The sequence below is a fragment of the Rhizobium sp. SAFR-030 genome, from assembly GCF_059415005.1.
In genome coordinates this window covers 1-16,005 of sequence record NZ_JBPFDO010000005.1, presented here as the reverse complement: position 1 = coordinate 16,005, position 16,005 = coordinate 1, and the positions used below count along the sequence as shown (strand labels likewise).

11 protein-coding genes and 1 pseudogene are annotated in these 16,005 nt (G+C 63.5%); 5 read left to right on the top strand and 7 right to left on the bottom strand.

All coding sequences use genetic code 11. The features are described from left to right. Positions 1 to 25 precede the first annotated feature (25 nt). Complete coding sequence (locus ACR65N_RS15720) at positions 26 to 1,159, top strand: histidine kinase dimerization/phosphoacceptor domain -containing protein (protein WP_430306499.1); 1,134 nt, start codon at positions 26 to 28, stop codon at positions 1,157 to 1,159. Continuing rightward, positions 1,156 to 1,572 (top strand): response regulator, encoded by a 417-nt coding sequence (locus tag ACR65N_RS15715; RefSeq protein WP_430306500.1) that lies wholly within the window; start codon positions 1,156 to 1,158, stop codon positions 1,570 to 1,572. Before ACR65N_RS15720 ends, ACR65N_RS15715 begins: the two co-directional genes overlap by 4 nt. 31 nt (positions 1,573 to 1,603) lie before the next feature. Here the strand turns inward: ACR65N_RS15715 and ACR65N_RS15710 are convergent, their stop codons facing one another. The 3 genes from ACR65N_RS15710 to ACR65N_RS15700 all read right to left on the bottom strand — a co-directional run bounded on the left by ACR65N_RS15710 (position 1,604) and on the right by ACR65N_RS15700 (position 6,241). Next, complete coding sequence (locus ACR65N_RS15710; protein WP_430306501.1) at positions 1,604 to 2,905, bottom strand: UDP-glucose dehydrogenase family protein; 1,302 nt, start codon at positions 2,903 to 2,905, stop codon at positions 1,604 to 1,606. A 157-nt stretch (positions 2,906 to 3,062) separates the two neighbouring features. Continuing rightward, positions 3,063 to 4,430, bottom strand: a complete 1,368-nt coding sequence (locus tag ACR65N_RS15705; RefSeq protein ID WP_440457785.1) for a sigma-54-dependent transcriptional regulator — start codon at positions 4,428 to 4,430, stop codon at positions 3,063 to 3,065. Continuing rightward, a complete protein-coding gene (locus ACR65N_RS15700) occupies positions 4,427 to 6,241 on the bottom strand; it encodes a sensor histidine kinase (protein WP_440457784.1) in 1,815 nt (604 codons plus the stop codon). Before ACR65N_RS15700 ends, ACR65N_RS15705 begins: the two co-directional genes overlap by 4 nt. Positions 6,242 to 6,504: 263 nt before the next feature. Here ACR65N_RS15700 and ACR65N_RS15695 point away from each other — a divergent pair, with 263 nt between their 5' ends. Further along, positions 6,505 to 7,836: a dicarboxylate/amino acid:cation symporter gene (locus ACR65N_RS15695; protein WP_430306504.1), complete on the top strand. Its 1,332-nt coding sequence runs from the start codon at positions 6,505 to 6,507 to the stop codon at positions 7,834 to 7,836. A gap of 95 nt (positions 7,837 to 7,931) precedes the next feature. Here ACR65N_RS15695 and ACR65N_RS15690 read toward each other — a convergent pair whose 3' ends face one another. Continuing rightward, positions 7,932 to 8,528, bottom strand: a complete 597-nt coding sequence (locus tag ACR65N_RS15690; RefSeq protein ID WP_440457783.1) for a DUF922 domain-containing Zn-dependent protease — start codon at positions 8,526 to 8,528, stop codon at positions 7,932 to 7,934. 114 nt (positions 8,529 to 8,642) lie between these two features. Beyond that, positions 8,643 to 12,314: a trifunctional transcriptional regulator/proline dehydrogenase/L-glutamate gamma-semialdehyde dehydrogenase gene (gene putA, locus ACR65N_RS15685; RefSeq protein WP_440457782.1), complete on the bottom strand. Its 3,672-nt coding sequence runs from the start codon at positions 12,312 to 12,314 to the stop codon at positions 8,643 to 8,645. A 156-nt stretch (positions 12,315 to 12,470) separates the two neighbouring features. On the opposite strand from putA, the gene ACR65N_RS15680 reads away from it, so the two are divergent. After that, positions 12,471 to 12,932, top strand: a complete 462-nt coding sequence (locus ACR65N_RS15680; protein WP_440457781.1) for an Lrp/AsnC family transcriptional regulator — start codon at positions 12,471 to 12,473, stop codon at positions 12,930 to 12,932. A 376-nt stretch (positions 12,933 to 13,308) separates the two neighbouring features. On the opposite strand, the gene ACR65N_RS15675 is transcribed toward ACR65N_RS15680, so the two are convergent. Then, positions 13,309 to 13,482: a DUF1328 domain-containing protein gene (locus tag ACR65N_RS15675; RefSeq protein ID WP_430306508.1), complete on the bottom strand. Its 174-nt coding sequence runs from the start codon at positions 13,480 to 13,482 to the stop codon at positions 13,309 to 13,311. A 169-nt stretch (positions 13,483 to 13,651) separates the two neighbouring features. Between ACR65N_RS15675 and ACR65N_RS15670 the strand changes: the two genes are divergently transcribed. Further along, positions 13,652 to 14,572 carry a DMT family transporter gene (locus tag ACR65N_RS15670; protein WP_440457780.1) on the top strand — a complete coding sequence of 307 codons (921 nt, stop codon included), beginning with the start codon at positions 13,652 to 13,654 and terminating at the stop codon, positions 14,570 to 14,572. A gap of 71 nt (positions 14,573 to 14,643) precedes the next feature. On the opposite strand, the pseudogene ACR65N_RS15665 reads toward ACR65N_RS15670, so the two are convergent. Continuing rightward, positions 14,644 to 15,537: pseudogene (locus ACR65N_RS15665) on the bottom strand (IS3 family transposase); the annotation flags it as partial. Between the last annotated feature and the right edge of the window lie 468 nt (positions 15,538 to 16,005).

Below are 16,005 nucleotides of genomic sequence, written 5' to 3'. Positions count from 1 at the left end.
GTGGGAACGAATTGATGAACGGTCGATGAGCAGCATCCGGGAAGATCAGAAACGCAGTGCGCGCGACGCGGGAGACCGCCTGCTTGCAAAGCATCTGTCGGACGATCCTTTCTCGGCCGCCTTCAAGGCGACCCGCATGCCGATGATCATCACCGATCCCCGCCAGCCCGACAATCCGATCATCTTTTCCAATACGGCGTTCAGCGACCTTTCGGGTTTCAACGCCGAGGAGCTGGTCGGCCGGAACTGCCGCCTGCTGCAGGGGCCGGAGACCGACAAGAACAGCATTGCCAAGATCCGTAGCGCCATCGAATCCGAGCAGAGCATCTCGATCGATATCCTGAACTACCGCAAGGACGGCTCGACGTTCTGGAATGCGCTGTTCATCAGCCCGGTTCGGGATCAGAGCGGGCGCGTGCTCTACTTCTTCGCCTCGCAGCTGGACTTCACCCACGTGAAGGACAAGCAGCGTGAGCTGGCGGCGGCCCGCAGTTCGGCCGAAGAGGAGGTGGCACGGCGCACAAAGGATCTGCAGGACGCGCTCGACGCCAAGACGCTTCTGGTCCACGAGGTGGATCACCGGGTCAAGAACAACCTCCTGACGATTGCCTCCATCCTCAAGCTGCAGGCCCGCACCACCGAGAACGAAACGGTGCGCGCCACCCTGCGTTCGGTGCTCGACCGGGTCGAGGCGCTGAGCACCGTGCAGCGGAAGCTGTTCACAACCGCCGACGTCGAGCGGTTCGACGTCGCCGACTTCGCCCACGAACTGGTGGTGGACGTCGTGGGAGCCTTGCGCAGAGACGACATCCAGATCACCTTCGACCTGTCACCGGTGCTGGTGCCGGCGATCAAGGCATCGCCGCTGGCGCTCATCATCAACGAGCTGGTCGGCGATTCCCTGCGGCGCGGGCTGCGCGACGGCGGCGGCACCATCCACCTTTGCATCAAGCGGTTGAACGGCCACTTCGTCATCAAGATCGTCGACGACATGGATCCCTGTTTCGTCGATGCCGAAGAGCAGGCCTTCAGCCGCACCATCCTCGAAACATGCGCGCGGCAGGTGAACGCCGCGATCGACAGACACACAAGCGGACGTCAGACAACCGTCGAGGTGAAGCTCGCGGTCGACAGCGTACAGGGAGCACCACAGACTTGAACATTCTCATCGTCGAAGACGAAGCGTTGCTGGCGCTGGAGCTTGAAAGCGAACTGGAGGCGGCCGGCCACACGATTGTCGGGCAAGCCATGTCGAGCAGCGAGGCAATGGCCCTGATCGATGCCGGCGAACTCGATTTCGCCTTCGTCGACATTCATCTGCTGGACGGGCCAAGCGGCATCGAGGTTGGCCGGCACCTGGCGAAAAAGGACATTTCGTACGTCTTCGTCACCGGCAACCTGAAGCGCATCCCGGAGGATTTCGCCGGTGCGCTGGGTGCCATCGAGAAGCCCTACACGATGAACGGGCTGGAGAACGCCTTGTCCTTCATAGAGGGCTTCGTCGAGGGCGAGCGCCGCAGCACAATCCCGCCAAGCCTGGTGCCCGCCCCCTGGCTCGAGGGCGTGGCCTGAGGAACCGACGGGTGGCCCGAAGGCCGCCCGCTCAGCGACCGACGCCGCAATAGCGCAGCCCGTGGCGCGTCACTTCCTCCTGCGGATAGACGTTGCGAAGGTCGACCAGCACCGGCTGCGCCATCAACGTCTTCAGACGGCGGAAATCGAGCGCCCGGAACTCATCCCACTCGGTGACCAGTACCAGTGCGTCCGCGGCCTCGGCAATCTCGTAGGGGCCGCTGCCGAAGGTGACGCCCGGCAGCATGGCTTGCGCCGCCTCCATGCCCTCCGGATCGTAGGCATGAACATCGGCACCGTTGTCCTGCAGTGCCTGGATGATCGACAGGGCCGGCGCGTCGCGCATGTCGTCGGTGTTCGGCTTGAAGGTCAGCCCGAGCACGGCGATCTTCTTGTCGCGCACCGATCCGTCGCAGCAGGCAATCACCTTGCGCGCCATTGCCCGTTTGCGGCTGTCGTTGACGGCAACCGTCGTCTCGATGAGCCGGATCGGGCTCTCGTGGTCCTGCGCGGTCTTGACCAGCGCCATGGTATCCTTGGGGAAGCAGGACCCGCCATAGCCCGGGCCGGCATGCAGGAACTTGTCACCGATACGCTTGTCGAGGCCAATGCCCTTGGCGACCTTCTGGACGTCCGCACCGACCTTCTCGCAGAGGTCAGCCATCTCGTTGATGAAGGTGATCTTCATCGCCAGGAAGGCGTTGCCAGCATACTTGATGAGTTCCGACGTGCGGCGGTCGCAGAAGAACAGCGGCGCCGAATTGAGGTAGAGCGGGCGGTAGACCTCGCGCATCACCTCGGTTGCGCGCTCGTCCTCCGAGCCGATGACTATGCGATCAGGCCGCTTGAAGTCGGCAATCGCCGCCCCTTCGCGCAGGAATTCGGGATTGGACACCACGGCAAAATCGGCATCCGGACGCTCAGTGCGGATGATCCGTTCCACCTCGTCGCCGGTGCCGACGGGGACGGTCGACTTCGTCACAATGACCGTGAAGCCAGTCATCGCATGGGCGATTTCTTTCGCCGCAGCGTAGACATAGGACAGATCCGCGTGACCGTCGCCGCGACGGGACGGCGTACCGACGGCGATGAAGACCACATCCGCATCGGCGACAGCGCTCTTGAGATCAGTGGTGAAGGTCAGGCGCTTGCCCTTGACGTTCGACTTCACCAGTTCGTCGAGGCCCGGTTCGTAGATCGGCACCTTGCCGGCGCGCAGCGCCTCGACCTTCTCCTCGACATTATCGACGCAGGTCACATGATGTCCGAAGTCGGCAAAGCAGACCCCCGACACCAGACCCACATAGCCGGCACCGATCATCGTGATACGCATGGATTTCTCTCGTTAAAGGTCCGGCGGAGGACACCGCCGGTCTCAGGCTAGGCTTGACCCAAAGGCATATAGGCAGCCACGCCAAGTTTCAAATGCCGCCGCCGGGCTTTTCGCCGACGTTGAAGACTACGGACGGTCGGGCACCCGAAGCAGGCGATCAGTCGTCGCGCCCGGAAAACTGACCGCGGACGATGCCGTGGCGCTGCAGCTTGTCGTAGAAGGTCTTCCGCGGAATGCCGAGCAGCTCCATCGTCCTTCGAACGTCTCCTCCGGTCTCCTTCAGCGCCTGGCGGATGAAGCCGGCCTCTACCTCGGCCAGCCGCTCGGGAAGGCTCCCCGTCACCGTCGTGGCATCCTTCGAGGCTGGCACGGCAACGGCCTCGTCTTCCACCGGCTCCAGGCCGAGCACGAAACGCTCGGCGAAGTGTGTAAGCTCGCGCACATTGCCCGGCCAATCGTGGCCGGCAAGATGTCGGTTCACGGCAGGCGTCAGGTCCGGCACCGGCCTGCCAAAACGTTTTCCGGCTCGCTGCGCGAAGTGACGGAAGAGCAGCGGCACGTCGTTTCGCCGCTCGCGCAGCGGCGGGAGCGAAAGAGTGACGACGTTGAGCCTGTAGTAGAGGTCCTCGCGAAAGCCGCGACGCTGCGAGGGGTCGCCGAGATCCACCTTGGCGGCCGCCACGACGCGCAGATCGACGGGCCGCACCTCGTTGGTGCCAAGCGGCGTCACCTCCCGCATTTCCAGCACCCGCAGCATCTGGACCTGGGTGGCCGGCGCCATGCTCTCGATCTCATCGAGGAACAGAGTCCCGCCGCTGGAATGCTCGATCCGGCCGACCCGGCGTTTCTGGGCGCCGGTGAAGGCCCCCTGCTCGTGGCCGAACAGTTCGCTCTCCATGATCTGCTCGGGAAGCGCGCCACAGTTCAGGGCAACGAAATTGCGCGGCGCCCTGCGGCTCCACCGGTGAAGCAGACTTGCCACCACCTCCTTGCCGGTGCCGGTCTCTCCGGTCAGCAGCACGTCGACATCGGTATCGGCGATCTGACGTAGCGTCGCGCGCAGCCGCTCCATCACCGGCGTCTGGCCGATCAGCGGCAGATTGTCCCCGTCTTCTTCAGCACTTTCCCGCAGCCGACGGTTTTCAAGCACCAGTGCGCGCTTCTCGCCGGCCCGATGCACGCACTGGACCAGCCTGTCGGCCGCGAAAGGCTTGGCAATGAAGTCATAGGCGCCGGCCTGGATCGCCTTCACCGCCATCTGGATATCTCCGTGGCCGGTGACCAGGATGACCGGAATGTCAGGATCGATCGCCCGCACCCGGTCAAACAGTTCCAGCCCATCGATGCGCGGCATGCGGATGTCGGAGACGATGACGCCGGGGAAGGAGATGTCCACCAGCGGCAGCGCTTCGGCTGCCGACGCGCAGGCCGTCACGGCAAAACCTGCAAGATCGAGTGTCTGGGCTGTTGCCCGAAGCAGGTCCCTGTCGTCGTCGATCAGGATCACCGGAAGCGATGTGTTCATGTATCTGCCCGTTTGAGTTCGACCGTGAAGCGGCTTCCGTTCGACGAACTCTCGGCATCGATGCGTCCGCCGTAGTCACCGACAATGTCCTTGGCGATGACCAGTCCGAGGCCAAGACCGGCTTCCTTGGAGCTGTTGAAGGGGGTGAACAGTTGGTCTCGGATGGCCGGCGGGATCCCCGGACCATTGTCCTCGACGATGATGACGATGCTGTCGTCGGACAGCCTCGTTTCGACCCGCACCTGGCCATCCGGTCGGTCCTCCACCGCCTCGAGGGCGTTCTGCAGGAGGTTGATCATCACCTGTTCCAGTCGGAGCCGGTTGCCCAAGACAAGCACCTGCGGCGCGGGAAGATTGATCTGCAGCGCCTCCAGCCGCCCCGAGAAGCGGCTCTTCAGCAGCATGATAGCGCCGGTGATGACATCGCAGAGGATTACCGGTTGCGCAGCGCCGCGCCCTTTTCGAGCGAGAGCCTTCAGATCGTCGGTGATGGCGCCGATGCGCTCGGTGAGGCCGGCGATCTCCTGCAGGTTTTCCTCGGCCGGCTGCATCTGCCGACGCTGGAGGAAGGTGCGGGCATTATCGGCATAGGCACGGATCGTTGCCACCGGCTGGTTTATCTCATGGGCGACGCCGGCCGCCACCTGCCCCAGGATCGCCAGCCGATTGGCCTGCACCAGCTCCTGCTGGACGCCCTGCAGCCTTGCCTCGGTACCGCGATGGTCGGTAATTTCCGCCTGCAACCGGTCACGGGCCTGGCTGAGATCACGCGTACGTTCTTCGACCCGCCGCTCCAACTCCTGTCGCGCCCGCTGTTCGGCAGCGATCGTCGAGAGGATGCGCTGGCGCCGGCGGATCAGCCAGCCGGCAGCGGCGAGGATCGGCGCGAGCACCAGGACGGCTGAAAGCTGTGCCTGGCGGGCGGCAGCGGCAAGCACCGGCTGCACCGGGAGAAGGTAGTGAAGCACCCAGGGGGTCGACGGGACCGTCAGCGAGACCTCCACATAGGTTTCCTCCTGGTCACCCGGAAGCACCGTGCGCACGAGCTCCGCGCCATCAGTTCTCTGCTCCAGAGTGACCGATGGCAGTGCGACCAGTTTTTCGGCACCGAACTGCCGGCTTTGCCGGACCGCCTGCAGGGTTTGCGGCACAGCGGTGTCGGTGGACATGAACCGCCAGGACGGGATGCTGGTAATGAGCACGACGCCGTTCTGGTCGGTGACGAAGGTCGGCCGCATGGCGCTGCGCCAGTCGCTCTCCAACTGGTCGAATTCCGCCTTCACCACAACGACACCCAGCGGAGCGGTCTGCGGCCCCACACGATGGGAGATATAGAGCCCGGGCCTTCCGCTGACATTGCCAAGCGCGAAGTGCTCGGCGGTGCTCATCCGCATCGCGGCGGAGAAATAGTCGCGGAAGGCATAGTCGTTGCCGACGAAGCTGGACTGCTCGCGCCAATTGCTGGAGGCGATCGCCACGCCCCGCGTATCGGTCACATAGAGAACCGAGGCATTGGTCCCGGCGACCAGATCCTCAAGCTTCCTGTTGAGAGCCGCCAGACGACCCGGTTCAGGTCCGGCCAGCGCCTCTTCGACGTCGCGATCGCGGGCAAGGAGCAGCGGCAGCGAGCGCGGTCGCTCCAGCACGGCCCTCAGCAACGCCACCTTCAACCCCGCATCCACACGCCCCTGCTGCTCCAGTGTCGCGAGTGCGGTTGCGGCTGCGTAGCGCTGGACGCCGATGAGCGTCGCGGCCAAGAGAGCTGCGGCAACGACTGCGAAGACGAGCCATGGTCGCCTGGTCGCGGTCATGGACACTTCGTCACCAACGGACATCACATCCTGTTCCATGTGCGGATAATGACACTTTGCGGCAGAGACAGCAACGCGCGGGCGAGCGGAATTCCGCACAATTCCGGCTTCACCGCGTGAGCCTCTGCCAGCCTGTTCCGCGAAAACAACGACTTAAGACCTCCTGGTCAGACTGGCACGCTGCTTGCGAGTGAGGGGGTCATCATCAAAGACCGCCCCGGGAGAGCTGTTCAACAGTTGGGGCGCGCTGGAGGATCTATCAAATGGATTTGAATGTGAATGCCGCGGCTCCGCGCGGCAGAATTCCGCTTTATCGCCAGCTTTATGTCCAGGTTCTGGTGGCAATCACCGCCGGCATCGTGCTCGGCCACTTCTACCCCGAATTCGGCGCGTCTCTGAAGCCGCTTGGCGACGCTTTCATCCGCCTCGTCAAGATGATCATCGCGCCGGTGATCTTCCTGACGGTCGCGACCGGCATTGCCGGCATGTCGGACCTAAAGAAGGTCGGGCGCGTCGCCGGTAAGGCAATGATCTACTTCCTGACATTCTCCACGCTGGCGCTTGCCGTCGGCATGCTGATTGCAAACGTTCTGCAGCCGGGCTCCGGCATGCATATCGATCCCGCCTCGCTGGATGCCAAGGCCGTCGCCACCTACGCTACCAAGGCGCACGAGACGTCCGTGACCGGCTTCCTGATGAACATCATTCCGGAAACCATTGTCGGGGCGTTTGCCCAGGGCGACATCCTGCAGGTGCTGTTCTTCTCGGTGCTGTTCGGCATTTCGCTCGCCATGGTCGGTGAACGCGGCAGACCTGTCACCGAATTTCTCAATGCCGTCATGGCACCGATCTTCAAGCTCGTGGCGATCCTGATGAAGGCCGCACCGATCGGCGCCTTCGGCGCCATGGCCTTCACCATCGGCAAATACGGCATCGGCTCGGTTGCCAATCTCGCCTTCCTGATCGGCACCTTCTATGTCACGTCGCTGATCTTCGTGTTCGTCGTTCTCGGCGCCGTCGCCCGCTACAACGGCTTCTCCATCCTGGCGCTGGTCCGCTATATCAAGGAAGAGCTGCTGCTGGTTCTCGGCACCTCGTCCTCGGAAGCGGCACTTCCCGGCCTGATGCAGAAGATGGAACGCGCCGGCTGCAAGCGGTCGGTCGTCGGCCTGGTCATCCCCACCGGCTATTCGTTCAACCTCGACGGGACCAACATCTACATGACGCTTGCGGCGCTGTTCATCGCCCAGGCGACCGACATCCAGCTGTCCATCGGCGACCAGATCCTGCTGCTGCTGGTGGCGATGCTGAGCTCCAAGGGTGCCGCCGGCATCACCGGCGCCGGCTTCATCACGCTGGCTGCCACCCTGTCGGTCGTGCCCTCGGTTCCGGTCGCCGGCATGGCGCTGATCCTCGGCATCGATCGCTTCATGTCCGAATGCCGGGCGCTCACCAACTTCGTCGGCAATGCGGTGGCGACCATCGTCGTCGCGCGTTGGGAGAACGAACTGGATACCGGCATGCTCGCAGAAGCCATGGCTGGCCGCCTGCCGAGCGAACCGAGCACCCCGGCTACGCTGCAGCCCGCCGAGTAAAGCTTCCTCCCAAGGAACGAGGCTCCGGCCTCCAAAGGGGTCTGCCGACTATCCGGCAGGCCCCTTTTTCTATGACGGGATTTTTCCGATTTGGATCAGGGGCCGTTGACGAGCGCCAGGATCAACTGGTGCACCTTGCCGCCAGGATTGAGCTCGACCTTGTCGAACTCGACGTTCTTCGCCCGCTCGGCGCGGGACAGTTCGCCCAGCCGTGCTGTCAGGACCTGGCGGATCCGCTGGCACCCGGGGTCGTTCTCCTGGCGCAGGCCGAGACTGAAATCCTGGATCTGCTGGACGAGCGTCTTGATGAAGTCGCCGTGCACGCGTTCGTGGGTTTCGACGCCCTCGATGAATCGCGCCCAGCTTCGCGCAACCTCGGCAGACAGCCGGCTCGCCGGCTTCGGCAGCGTGTAGGTGATGATGACCTTCGGCCTGGCAACCGTGATGACGCAGGCCGAACCGTCGGGTGTATAGGTCCGCGTCCAGGTAAGACGGAAGCTGGTATGGGCAATGGCCAGTCCGCCGCCGGCGCTTGGCGCTCGTTCGCCGATTGCCGCGTATAGCTCTGCACCGGTCTTTCCCTTGATCGCGTAGGTCTTGATCTGTTCGACTGCCTGCCAGTCGGCGGCACTTGCCGTGGAGGGCGTGATGAAGGTCAGGGCTGACGCCGCCAAAAGCCAGCTGGAAATCATGCGCCTCAAACGACCGTCCTTCTCATATCCTGATACTCCCGACGCGTTTGCGCCGGCTGTTACCAGCCGGCGCATCATAAGGCGTCTGCCTTCGCAGGCAAGCTGTGTCGGGCGTCAGCCGATCGCCATCAGGCTGGCATTGCCGCCTGCTGCCGCCGTGTTGATCGAGGTGGAGACTTCCTCCAGCAACCAGTTCAAGCAATAGGCGCCTTCCCCGGCGACAGCTTGGCTCGATGCCGCCTGCGCCAGAACAAGCGGACCATCCAGCGCCGCGATCCGCGCCAGTGCATCGCGCACCTGATCCGAGGCACCCTCGATCAGTGCGCCCGAAACTGCGCCGCTTGCCATCCCGTTCGAGGTGGTGACGATGCGGGCCTTCAGCGTTTCCGGCAGCGCGGCGAGCGACTCCGTAAGAGCGACAGGGCCTTCCACCACGGCCGAATTGCCTGTCGCCAGGGCGCAGGCCAGTTGGTTGAACAGGCCGGCTTGCGTCTGCGGCAGAAGGAGGATCCGGCCGCGCGGATGCAGCTCATAGAGATTCTTCTCGCCGACCGGCCCCGGCAGCGAAAGCTCCAGCCCGAGCGCCGATTGGCTGCCGATCATACGCGCCAGCTCGGCGGCCTCCGGCTGCTGACGGTCCTCCAGCCAGCGGACGAAATCCGTGAGCGCTGGATCGATATGGACGGAACTGAGTTGCGGCGGCTCCGGCGGCGTCTCGACCAGACGGCCGAGATAGAGCGGTCCACCGGCCTTCGGCCCGGTGCCGGACAGGCCACGGCCACCGAACGGCTGGACCCCGACCACCGCGCCGATGACGTTTCGGTTCACGTAGCGGTTGCCGGTCCTTATCCGGCTCATGACGTGGGCAATCGTCTCATCAAGCCGGGTGTGAAGGCCAAAGGTCAATCCGTAACCGGTGTCATTGATCTGGTCGATCAGCCGGTCCAGATCCGCGCGGCGGTAGCGGATCACATGAAGGACCGGCCCGAAAACCTCGCGGGTCAGGTCCTTCAGCGACGGAAGCTCGATGATCGTCGGCGCTACGAACGTGCCCGCCGACGCCGCTACCGGCAGCGGCGCCTGATGGATCTTGTGACCGAGGCCGCGCATCCGCTCGATATGCGTTTCGATCGACTGCTTTGCCTCAAGCGTGATTACTGGGCCAATGTCCGTGCTGAGGCGATCCGTGCGGCCGATCGACAGTTCGGCGAGCGCGCCCTTCAGCATCGAAAGCACGCGATCGGCAACGTCTTCCTGCAGGCAGAGAACGCGCAGTGCCGAGCAGCGCTGTCCGGCGCTGTCGAAGGCAGACGAGATGACATCGCCGACCACCTGTTCGGCAAGCGCCGAGGAATCGACGATCATCGCGTTCTGGCCGCCGGTCTCGGCGATCAGAGGCAGGGGCTTGCCGACCGGCGAAAGGCGGATCGAAAGCTGCGCCTGGATGAGCCGCGCCACCTCGGTCGAGCCGGTGAACATCACCGCCGCCGTCTCAGGTGCTGCAACCAGCGCCGCACCGATGCGGCCATCGCCGGGAAGAAGCTGCAGCGCATCTGTCGGCACGCCGGCCTCATGCAGGATCCGCACCGCCTCCGCCGCAATCAGCGGCGTCTCTTCGGCGGGCTTTGCAAGCACCGGATTGCCGGCCACCAGAGCCGCGGCGACCTGGCCTGTGAAGATTGCCAGCGGGAAGTTCCACGGGCTGATGCAGACTACCGGACCGAGCGGAAGATGCCTGGGGCCTAAGGTGCGCTTGGCCTGCTCCGCATAGTAGCGCAGGAAATCGACGGCTTCGCGGACTTCGGCAATCGCGTTCAGCGCAGACTTGCCGGCCTCGCGCATGATGAGACCCAGCAGGTGCGGCATCCTCTCTTCAAGAAGATCGGCCGCCCTCTCAAGGCAATGGGCCCGCTCGGCCGGTGACACGTCTGCCCACGCCATGCCGGCTGAAGCGGCACGCTCTGCAGCGCGCAGGGCGTCGACTTCGCCGGCCGCCGCTACCGTGCCGACCTGGTCCCGGTGATCTGCCGGATTGATGACCGGCTGCAGCGCGACTTCGCCCTCCACGACAGTGGGCTGCGCCTGCCAATCGATGGCGGCACTTTCGAGCAGCGACTGCGATAGCTTTTCAAGCACCGCCTCATTCGACAGATCGAGCCCGGCGGAGTTCTTTCGGGACTTGCCGAACAGGTCCTGCGGCAGGGCGATCTTCTCATGCCGCGACCCCGGCTGCGCCATGGCCCGCACCACATCCACCGGATCGGCGATCAGGTCGTCGATCGATACCGTCTCGTCACCAATGCGGTTGACGAAGGAGGAATTGGCGCCGTTTTCCAGCAGGCGGCGGACGAGGTAGGCGAGCAGCGTCTCATGCGTCCCGACGGGTGCGTAGATGCGGCACGGACGGGCGAGCCGGGTCGGATCGACGACTTCCTCATACAGCGGTTCGCCCATGCCATGCAGGCACTGGAACTCATAGGAGCCAACGGAGAATTCCGGGCCAGCCATCTGATAGATCGTCGCCAGCGTCTGGGCATTGTGGGTCGCAAATTGCGGGAAGATCATATCCCGGGCGACCAGCAGCTTGGCCGCGCAGGCGATGTAGGAGACGTCTGTATGGACCTTGCGGGTGAAGACCGGGAAGTCGTCCAGGCCCTCGAGCTGGGCCCGCTTGATCTCGGCGTCCCAGTAGGCGCCCTTAACCAGCCGCACCATGATGCGGTGACCGCTGCGCCGGGCGAGATCGACGATGTAATCGAGAACGAAGGGGCAGCGCTTGCCATAGGCCTGGACGACAAAGCCGATCCCGTTCCAGCCGGACAGCGTCGGCTCAAGGCAGAGCTCTTCCAGGAGATCCAGGGAAAGCTCCAGCCGGTCCGCCTCTTCGGCGTCGATGTTGAGGCCGATGTCATATTGCTTGGCGAGTGCCGCCAGCGCCTTTACCCGCGGCAGCAACTCCTCCATCACCCGGCTCGCCTGCGTCCGCGTATAGCGCGGATGCAGCGCCGAGAGCTTGATGGAGATGCCGGGGCCCTGATATACGCCGCGGCCCGCCGCAGCGCGGCCAATCGCGTGGATGGCGTTTTCGTAATCGCGGTAGTAGCGCTCGGCGTCGGCCTTCGTGGTCGCCGCCTCTCCGAGCATGTCGTAGGAGTAACGAAAGCCCTTGTCTTCCATCGTCCGCGCGCGCCGGAGGGCCTCGTCGATCGTCTCGCCGGTGACGAACTGCTCGCCCATCATGCGCATCGCCATGTCGACGCCACGGCGCACCACCGGCTCGCCGCAGCGGGCAAGAAGTCGGGTGAGAGCCGCCGTCAGGCTGCGATCGTTGACCGTCGAGGTGAGCTTGCCGGTCACCACCAGTCCCCAGGTGGCGGCATTGACGAACAGCGAGCGACCGCCGCCGAGATGCGACCTCCAGTCGCCCGCAGCGATCTTGTCGCGGATCAACGCGTCTCGCGTCGCCGTGTCGGGGATCCGCAGCAGCGCTTCCGCAAGACACATCAGCGCGACGCCCTCCTGCGACGACAGCGCGTATTCATGCACCAGTCCCTCGACGCCACTGCCCTTGTGCTTGGCGCGCAGGGCGACCACCAGTTGGCGCGCGGTCCGCTGGGCGGCAGCCTTGTCCTCGCCCGACAGGCTTGCGGCATCGAGCAGCGAGGCGATGCACTCGATTTCCGGGCGCCGGTAGGCGGCGGTAATCGCCCGGCGCAGGGACGACTGCGGGCGGATCGGCTGCGCGAATTCGGCGAACGGAGCAGCGGCAGCGTTTCCGTCAGACATGGAGTTCAGGTCTTGCGACATCATCGGATGAGATCTCGATCGAGGAAAAGTGGGTGCAGCGATCATAACCGCTCGTCGTCCCTCTCGAAAGTCTGTAGATTGAAGTCAGAACAGCCTTCTTGACCATCTTCAGCGCATCTAAAAGGAAATTTGTCCATGGATATCGACAGGGAAGACGATCTGGATGCCTTCGACCTGAAGATCCTGGCAATTCTTGCCGAAGATGGTCGGATCGCGGTGACCGAGCTTGCGTCACGCATCGGATTGTCGAAGACGCCGTCCGCGGCGCGCCTCAAGCGGTTGACCGAGACCGGCTACATCGAAGGCTTCAAGGCGGTCATCAATCAGAAGAAGCTGGGGCTCGATCATGTCGCCTTTGCCGAAGTGAAGCTGTCGGACACGCGCGAGAAGGCACTCGAAGAGTTCAATCGCGCCGTTTCGAAGATCCGCGAGGTTGAGGAATGCCACATGATCGCCGGGCGGTTCGACTACCTGCTCAAGGTGCGGACGCAGAACATCCGTCGTTACCGGGAAGTGCTGGGCGAGAAGATTTCCAGCCTGCCGCATGTGGCCAGCACGTCAACCTCGGTCGCCATGCAGTCGGTCAAGGAACGCTAGGACCAATCGCCGTTGACGATTTGGAGCTTGGTATCAGCGACAGCGGATTGATTGCGCGAAATCGCCATTGGATCCGGCATCCCGCGATGATCCGCCGCAAGCCTCCTCCGCTTCCGCTGCCGACTCCGCGCGCGCAGCGCCCGCACCTTGGATGTCGCTCCGGCTAGGGCCTTCGCCGTTGGGATTTCAGGATCTCACGGAGCAACCGTGATATCGTACCGTTTCAGGGCAAACTGCCCTCGCCGGATGTCACAAGCTCTGGCTGAATGAGTTGCTCGCGCCGATCCGGCGCCGAGCTTTCCCCCAGATTGCCCTGCCTCGGCAGGGCTTTTTTGTGTGGGTCCGCCGGATCAGCGGCAGGTCCCGCGACGTGGCGCTAGAATACGATGCTGCCTGCCATGAAGGCCAGAACCAGGAACACCAGGAACACGGCAATGGCGATGAAGAACAGGATCCGCGCAATTGTGGCGGTGGCGGCCGAAACACCTGAGAAGCCGAGGAAGCCGGAAATCAGCGAGATGGCGAGGAAAATGAGAGCCCATTTCAGCATGGCAGATCCTTTCAGGTGGCAGATGCCCCTCAACGGCTGAGCAGGTTCCGGGTTCCACCAGCCGGTGCCAGTTTTCCGACGGCGGCGCAGGCTCCCGACAGGGGCTGGCGAGGTGGGTGACTGCATGCTAACGCTCCAGCAGCAAATCGCCAAGGCGGGCAGAGACACGATGAATTTTCAGCATGTTCCGGGCGCTGCCCGAAAGGCTCTCGGCGCCGCCGGACCGGGGATCATGCTGCTCGGCATGCTGATGTTTGCGATGAACGACGCAATCGGCAAATGGCTGGTTGCGAGCTATGGCCTGGGGCAGGTGATCCTGATCCGCAGCGTCGCGGCGCTCATCATCCTCATTCCGCTGATGTGGAAGGATGGCCTGGCACCGCTCATCACTGTTGAGAGGCCACGCCTGCAGGCTGCCCGGGTGGTGTTTTCGACGCTTGAACTGTTCTGCTTCTACTATGCCGTCATGTACATGCCGCTTGCCGACGTGATGACCTACTGGCTGGCTGCACCGATCTACGTGGCGGCCGCCTCGCCGCTCATCCTCGGCGAAAAGGTCGGCTGGCGGCGCTGGAGCGCCATTGCCGTCGGCTTCGTCGGCGTCGTCATCACGCTTGAACCGTCATCGGCAATGTTCACCTTCCCGGCGCTCATCTCGATCCTCGGAACAGGCGCCTTCGCCTTTATGCTGCTGTCTGGCCGCAGTCTGCGCAACACGCCGGACAAGGCACTGGTCTTCTTCCAGCTGGCTGGTTGCGGCATCGCCGGCTTGGTCATCGCACCCGTCGGTTGGCAGCCGATCGCCTCGCTCGGAGAAGGCCTGCTGCTCGGCCTGCTCGGCATCGTCGCTATGGGTGCCCACATGCTGGTGAACAGGGCGCTGAAGGTGTCGGATGCAGCAACCGTGGCGCCGCTGCAGTACACGCTCCTTCTGTTTGCGGTGATCTTCGGGTGGACGATATTTGGGGAGGTGCCGGGCAATGCGATGATCGTCGGCGCCACCCTCATCGTCGGATCCGGCCTGTTCATCTTCCTGCGCGAGCAACAGTTGAAGAAGCGCGACACGGTACTGCCCAGCGTGCCGGAATAAATCGGGTTGCAGGTGGGCGAATCGCGAAGGTCATGATTACTGACATGAGACCCCATTTCCCTCCAGCGTCCGGGAGAGCCGGGGGCGATGTAGTGCCATTCAACCGTGGTCTCCTGGCACCATTTGAGGATGGCCATGCTGGTCATTTCTGTCCCGTTGTCAGAGACAATCGTTCTCGGCTTTCCCCGCCTGGCAATGAGACTATCCAACTCGCGGGCGAGCCGTGCTCCCGAACAGAGATGTATCGGCGATCAGGCACAGGCATTCGCGGGTGAAGTCGTCTACAACCGCCAGCACGCGGAACCGGCGGCCGTCCGTGAAGGCGTCGCTGACGAAGTCCAGGCTCCAGCGCTCATTGGGACGCGACGGCAGAGCCAGAGGGCGTCTCGTCCCCAAGGCCCGCTTTCGGCCGCCACGCTTGCGCACCGTCAGCTTCTCCTCCCGATAGAGACGCCGAAGCTTCTTCAGGTTCATGACGATCCCCTGCCGGTCAAGCACGACATGGATAGGCGGATAACCGAAGCGCCGGCGCTCGGACGCCTCCTTCTTCATCGCCTTGCGTATGGATGCATCGTCTGGCCGCACGCTGCGATATCGCATGCTTGACCGATCCACCGACAAAGCCTCGCACGCCCGACGCTGGCTCACTCCATGCTTCGCACAGACGTGAACCACCGCATCCCGCTTTACATCGGGCGTCACCATTTTTTTGCAGCGACATCCTTCAGGATCGCATTGTCCAACATCCCCTCGGCGAGCAGCTTCTTCAGCTTGGCGTTCTCGTCCTCAAGCGCCTTCAGCTTGCGGGCATCGGACACGTCCATGACGCCATACTTCGCCTTGTATTTGTAGAAGGTTGCATCCGAGATGCCATGCTTGCGGCAGACATCGACTGTCTTCGCACCCGCCTCCTGCTCCTTCAAGATCCCGATGATCTGTTCTTCCGTGAACCGTGAACGCTTCACTCGTCCGTCTCCTCGATGTGACGGACTCTACCAAAGTCTGGAGGAAGTTTAGGGGCTCAGGTCAGGGTGCACCCGCCGGGTAAGGGCGGGTGTGTCAAACTTTCGAAGTGCTGAAGAGGAGAAGCTGTATGCCGGACGGGCTGCGCGCTGTCTTGGTGGGGACGGCTGACTGGCGAAGGGAGCCCAAACAAAGTTGTGCGGCCGACTATTCCTCGGGCCGTCGCGGATTGGTACGGCTGTCGGCACGCGGTCCAGCCCTTCAGGCTTTGTGCTGAGTAGAGCCCACGGGCAGTTTTGGGCCTGGCGATCGGGGGAATGCCGGCACTTGTCCGGCTCTGTTTGCCGCTGTCTTTTGGTCTGGTGTGTTTTGGTTTGGTATTTTTTGGGGGGATTTGGTTGCGGGGGCAGGATTTGAACCTGCGGCCTTCAGGTTATGAGCCTGACGAGCTACCGGGCTGCTCCACCCCG

Bases quoted from the DNA above. Each gene is read 5' to 3' on its own strand.
- ACR65N_RS15695 (WP_430306504.1), top strand. From the start codon at position 6,505: ATGGATTTGAATGTGAATGCCGCGGCTCCGCGCGGCAGAATTCCGCTT.
- ACR65N_RS15705 (WP_440457785.1), bottom strand. From the start codon at position 4,430: ATGAACACATCGCTTCCGGTGATCCTGATCGACGACGACAGGGACCTG.
- ACR65N_RS15690 (WP_440457783.1), bottom strand. From the start codon at position 8,528: ATGATTTCCAGCTGGCTTTTGGCGGCGTCAGCCCTGACCTTCATCACG.
- ACR65N_RS15680 (WP_440457781.1), top strand. From the start codon at position 12,471: ATGGATATCGACAGGGAAGACGATCTGGATGCCTTCGACCTGAAGATC.
- putA (WP_440457782.1), bottom strand. From the start codon at position 12,314: ATGTCTGACGGAAACGCTGCCGCTGCTCCGTTCGCCGAATTCGCGCAG.
- ACR65N_RS15670 (WP_440457780.1), top strand. From the start codon at position 13,652: ATGAATTTTCAGCATGTTCCGGGCGCTGCCCGAAAGGCTCTCGGCGCC.
- ACR65N_RS15720 (WP_430306499.1), top strand. From the start codon at position 26: ATGAGCAGCATCCGGGAAGATCAGAAACGCAGTGCGCGCGACGCGGGA.
- ACR65N_RS15710 (WP_430306501.1), bottom strand. From the start codon at position 2,905: ATGCGTATCACGATGATCGGTGCCGGCTATGTGGGTCTGGTGTCGGGG.
- ACR65N_RS15700 (WP_440457784.1), bottom strand. From the start codon at position 6,241: ATGACCGCGACCAGGCGACCATGGCTCGTCTTCGCAGTCGTTGCCGCA.
- ACR65N_RS15675 (WP_430306508.1), bottom strand. From the start codon at position 13,482: ATGCTGAAATGGGCTCTCATTTTCCTCGCCATCTCGCTGATTTCCGGC.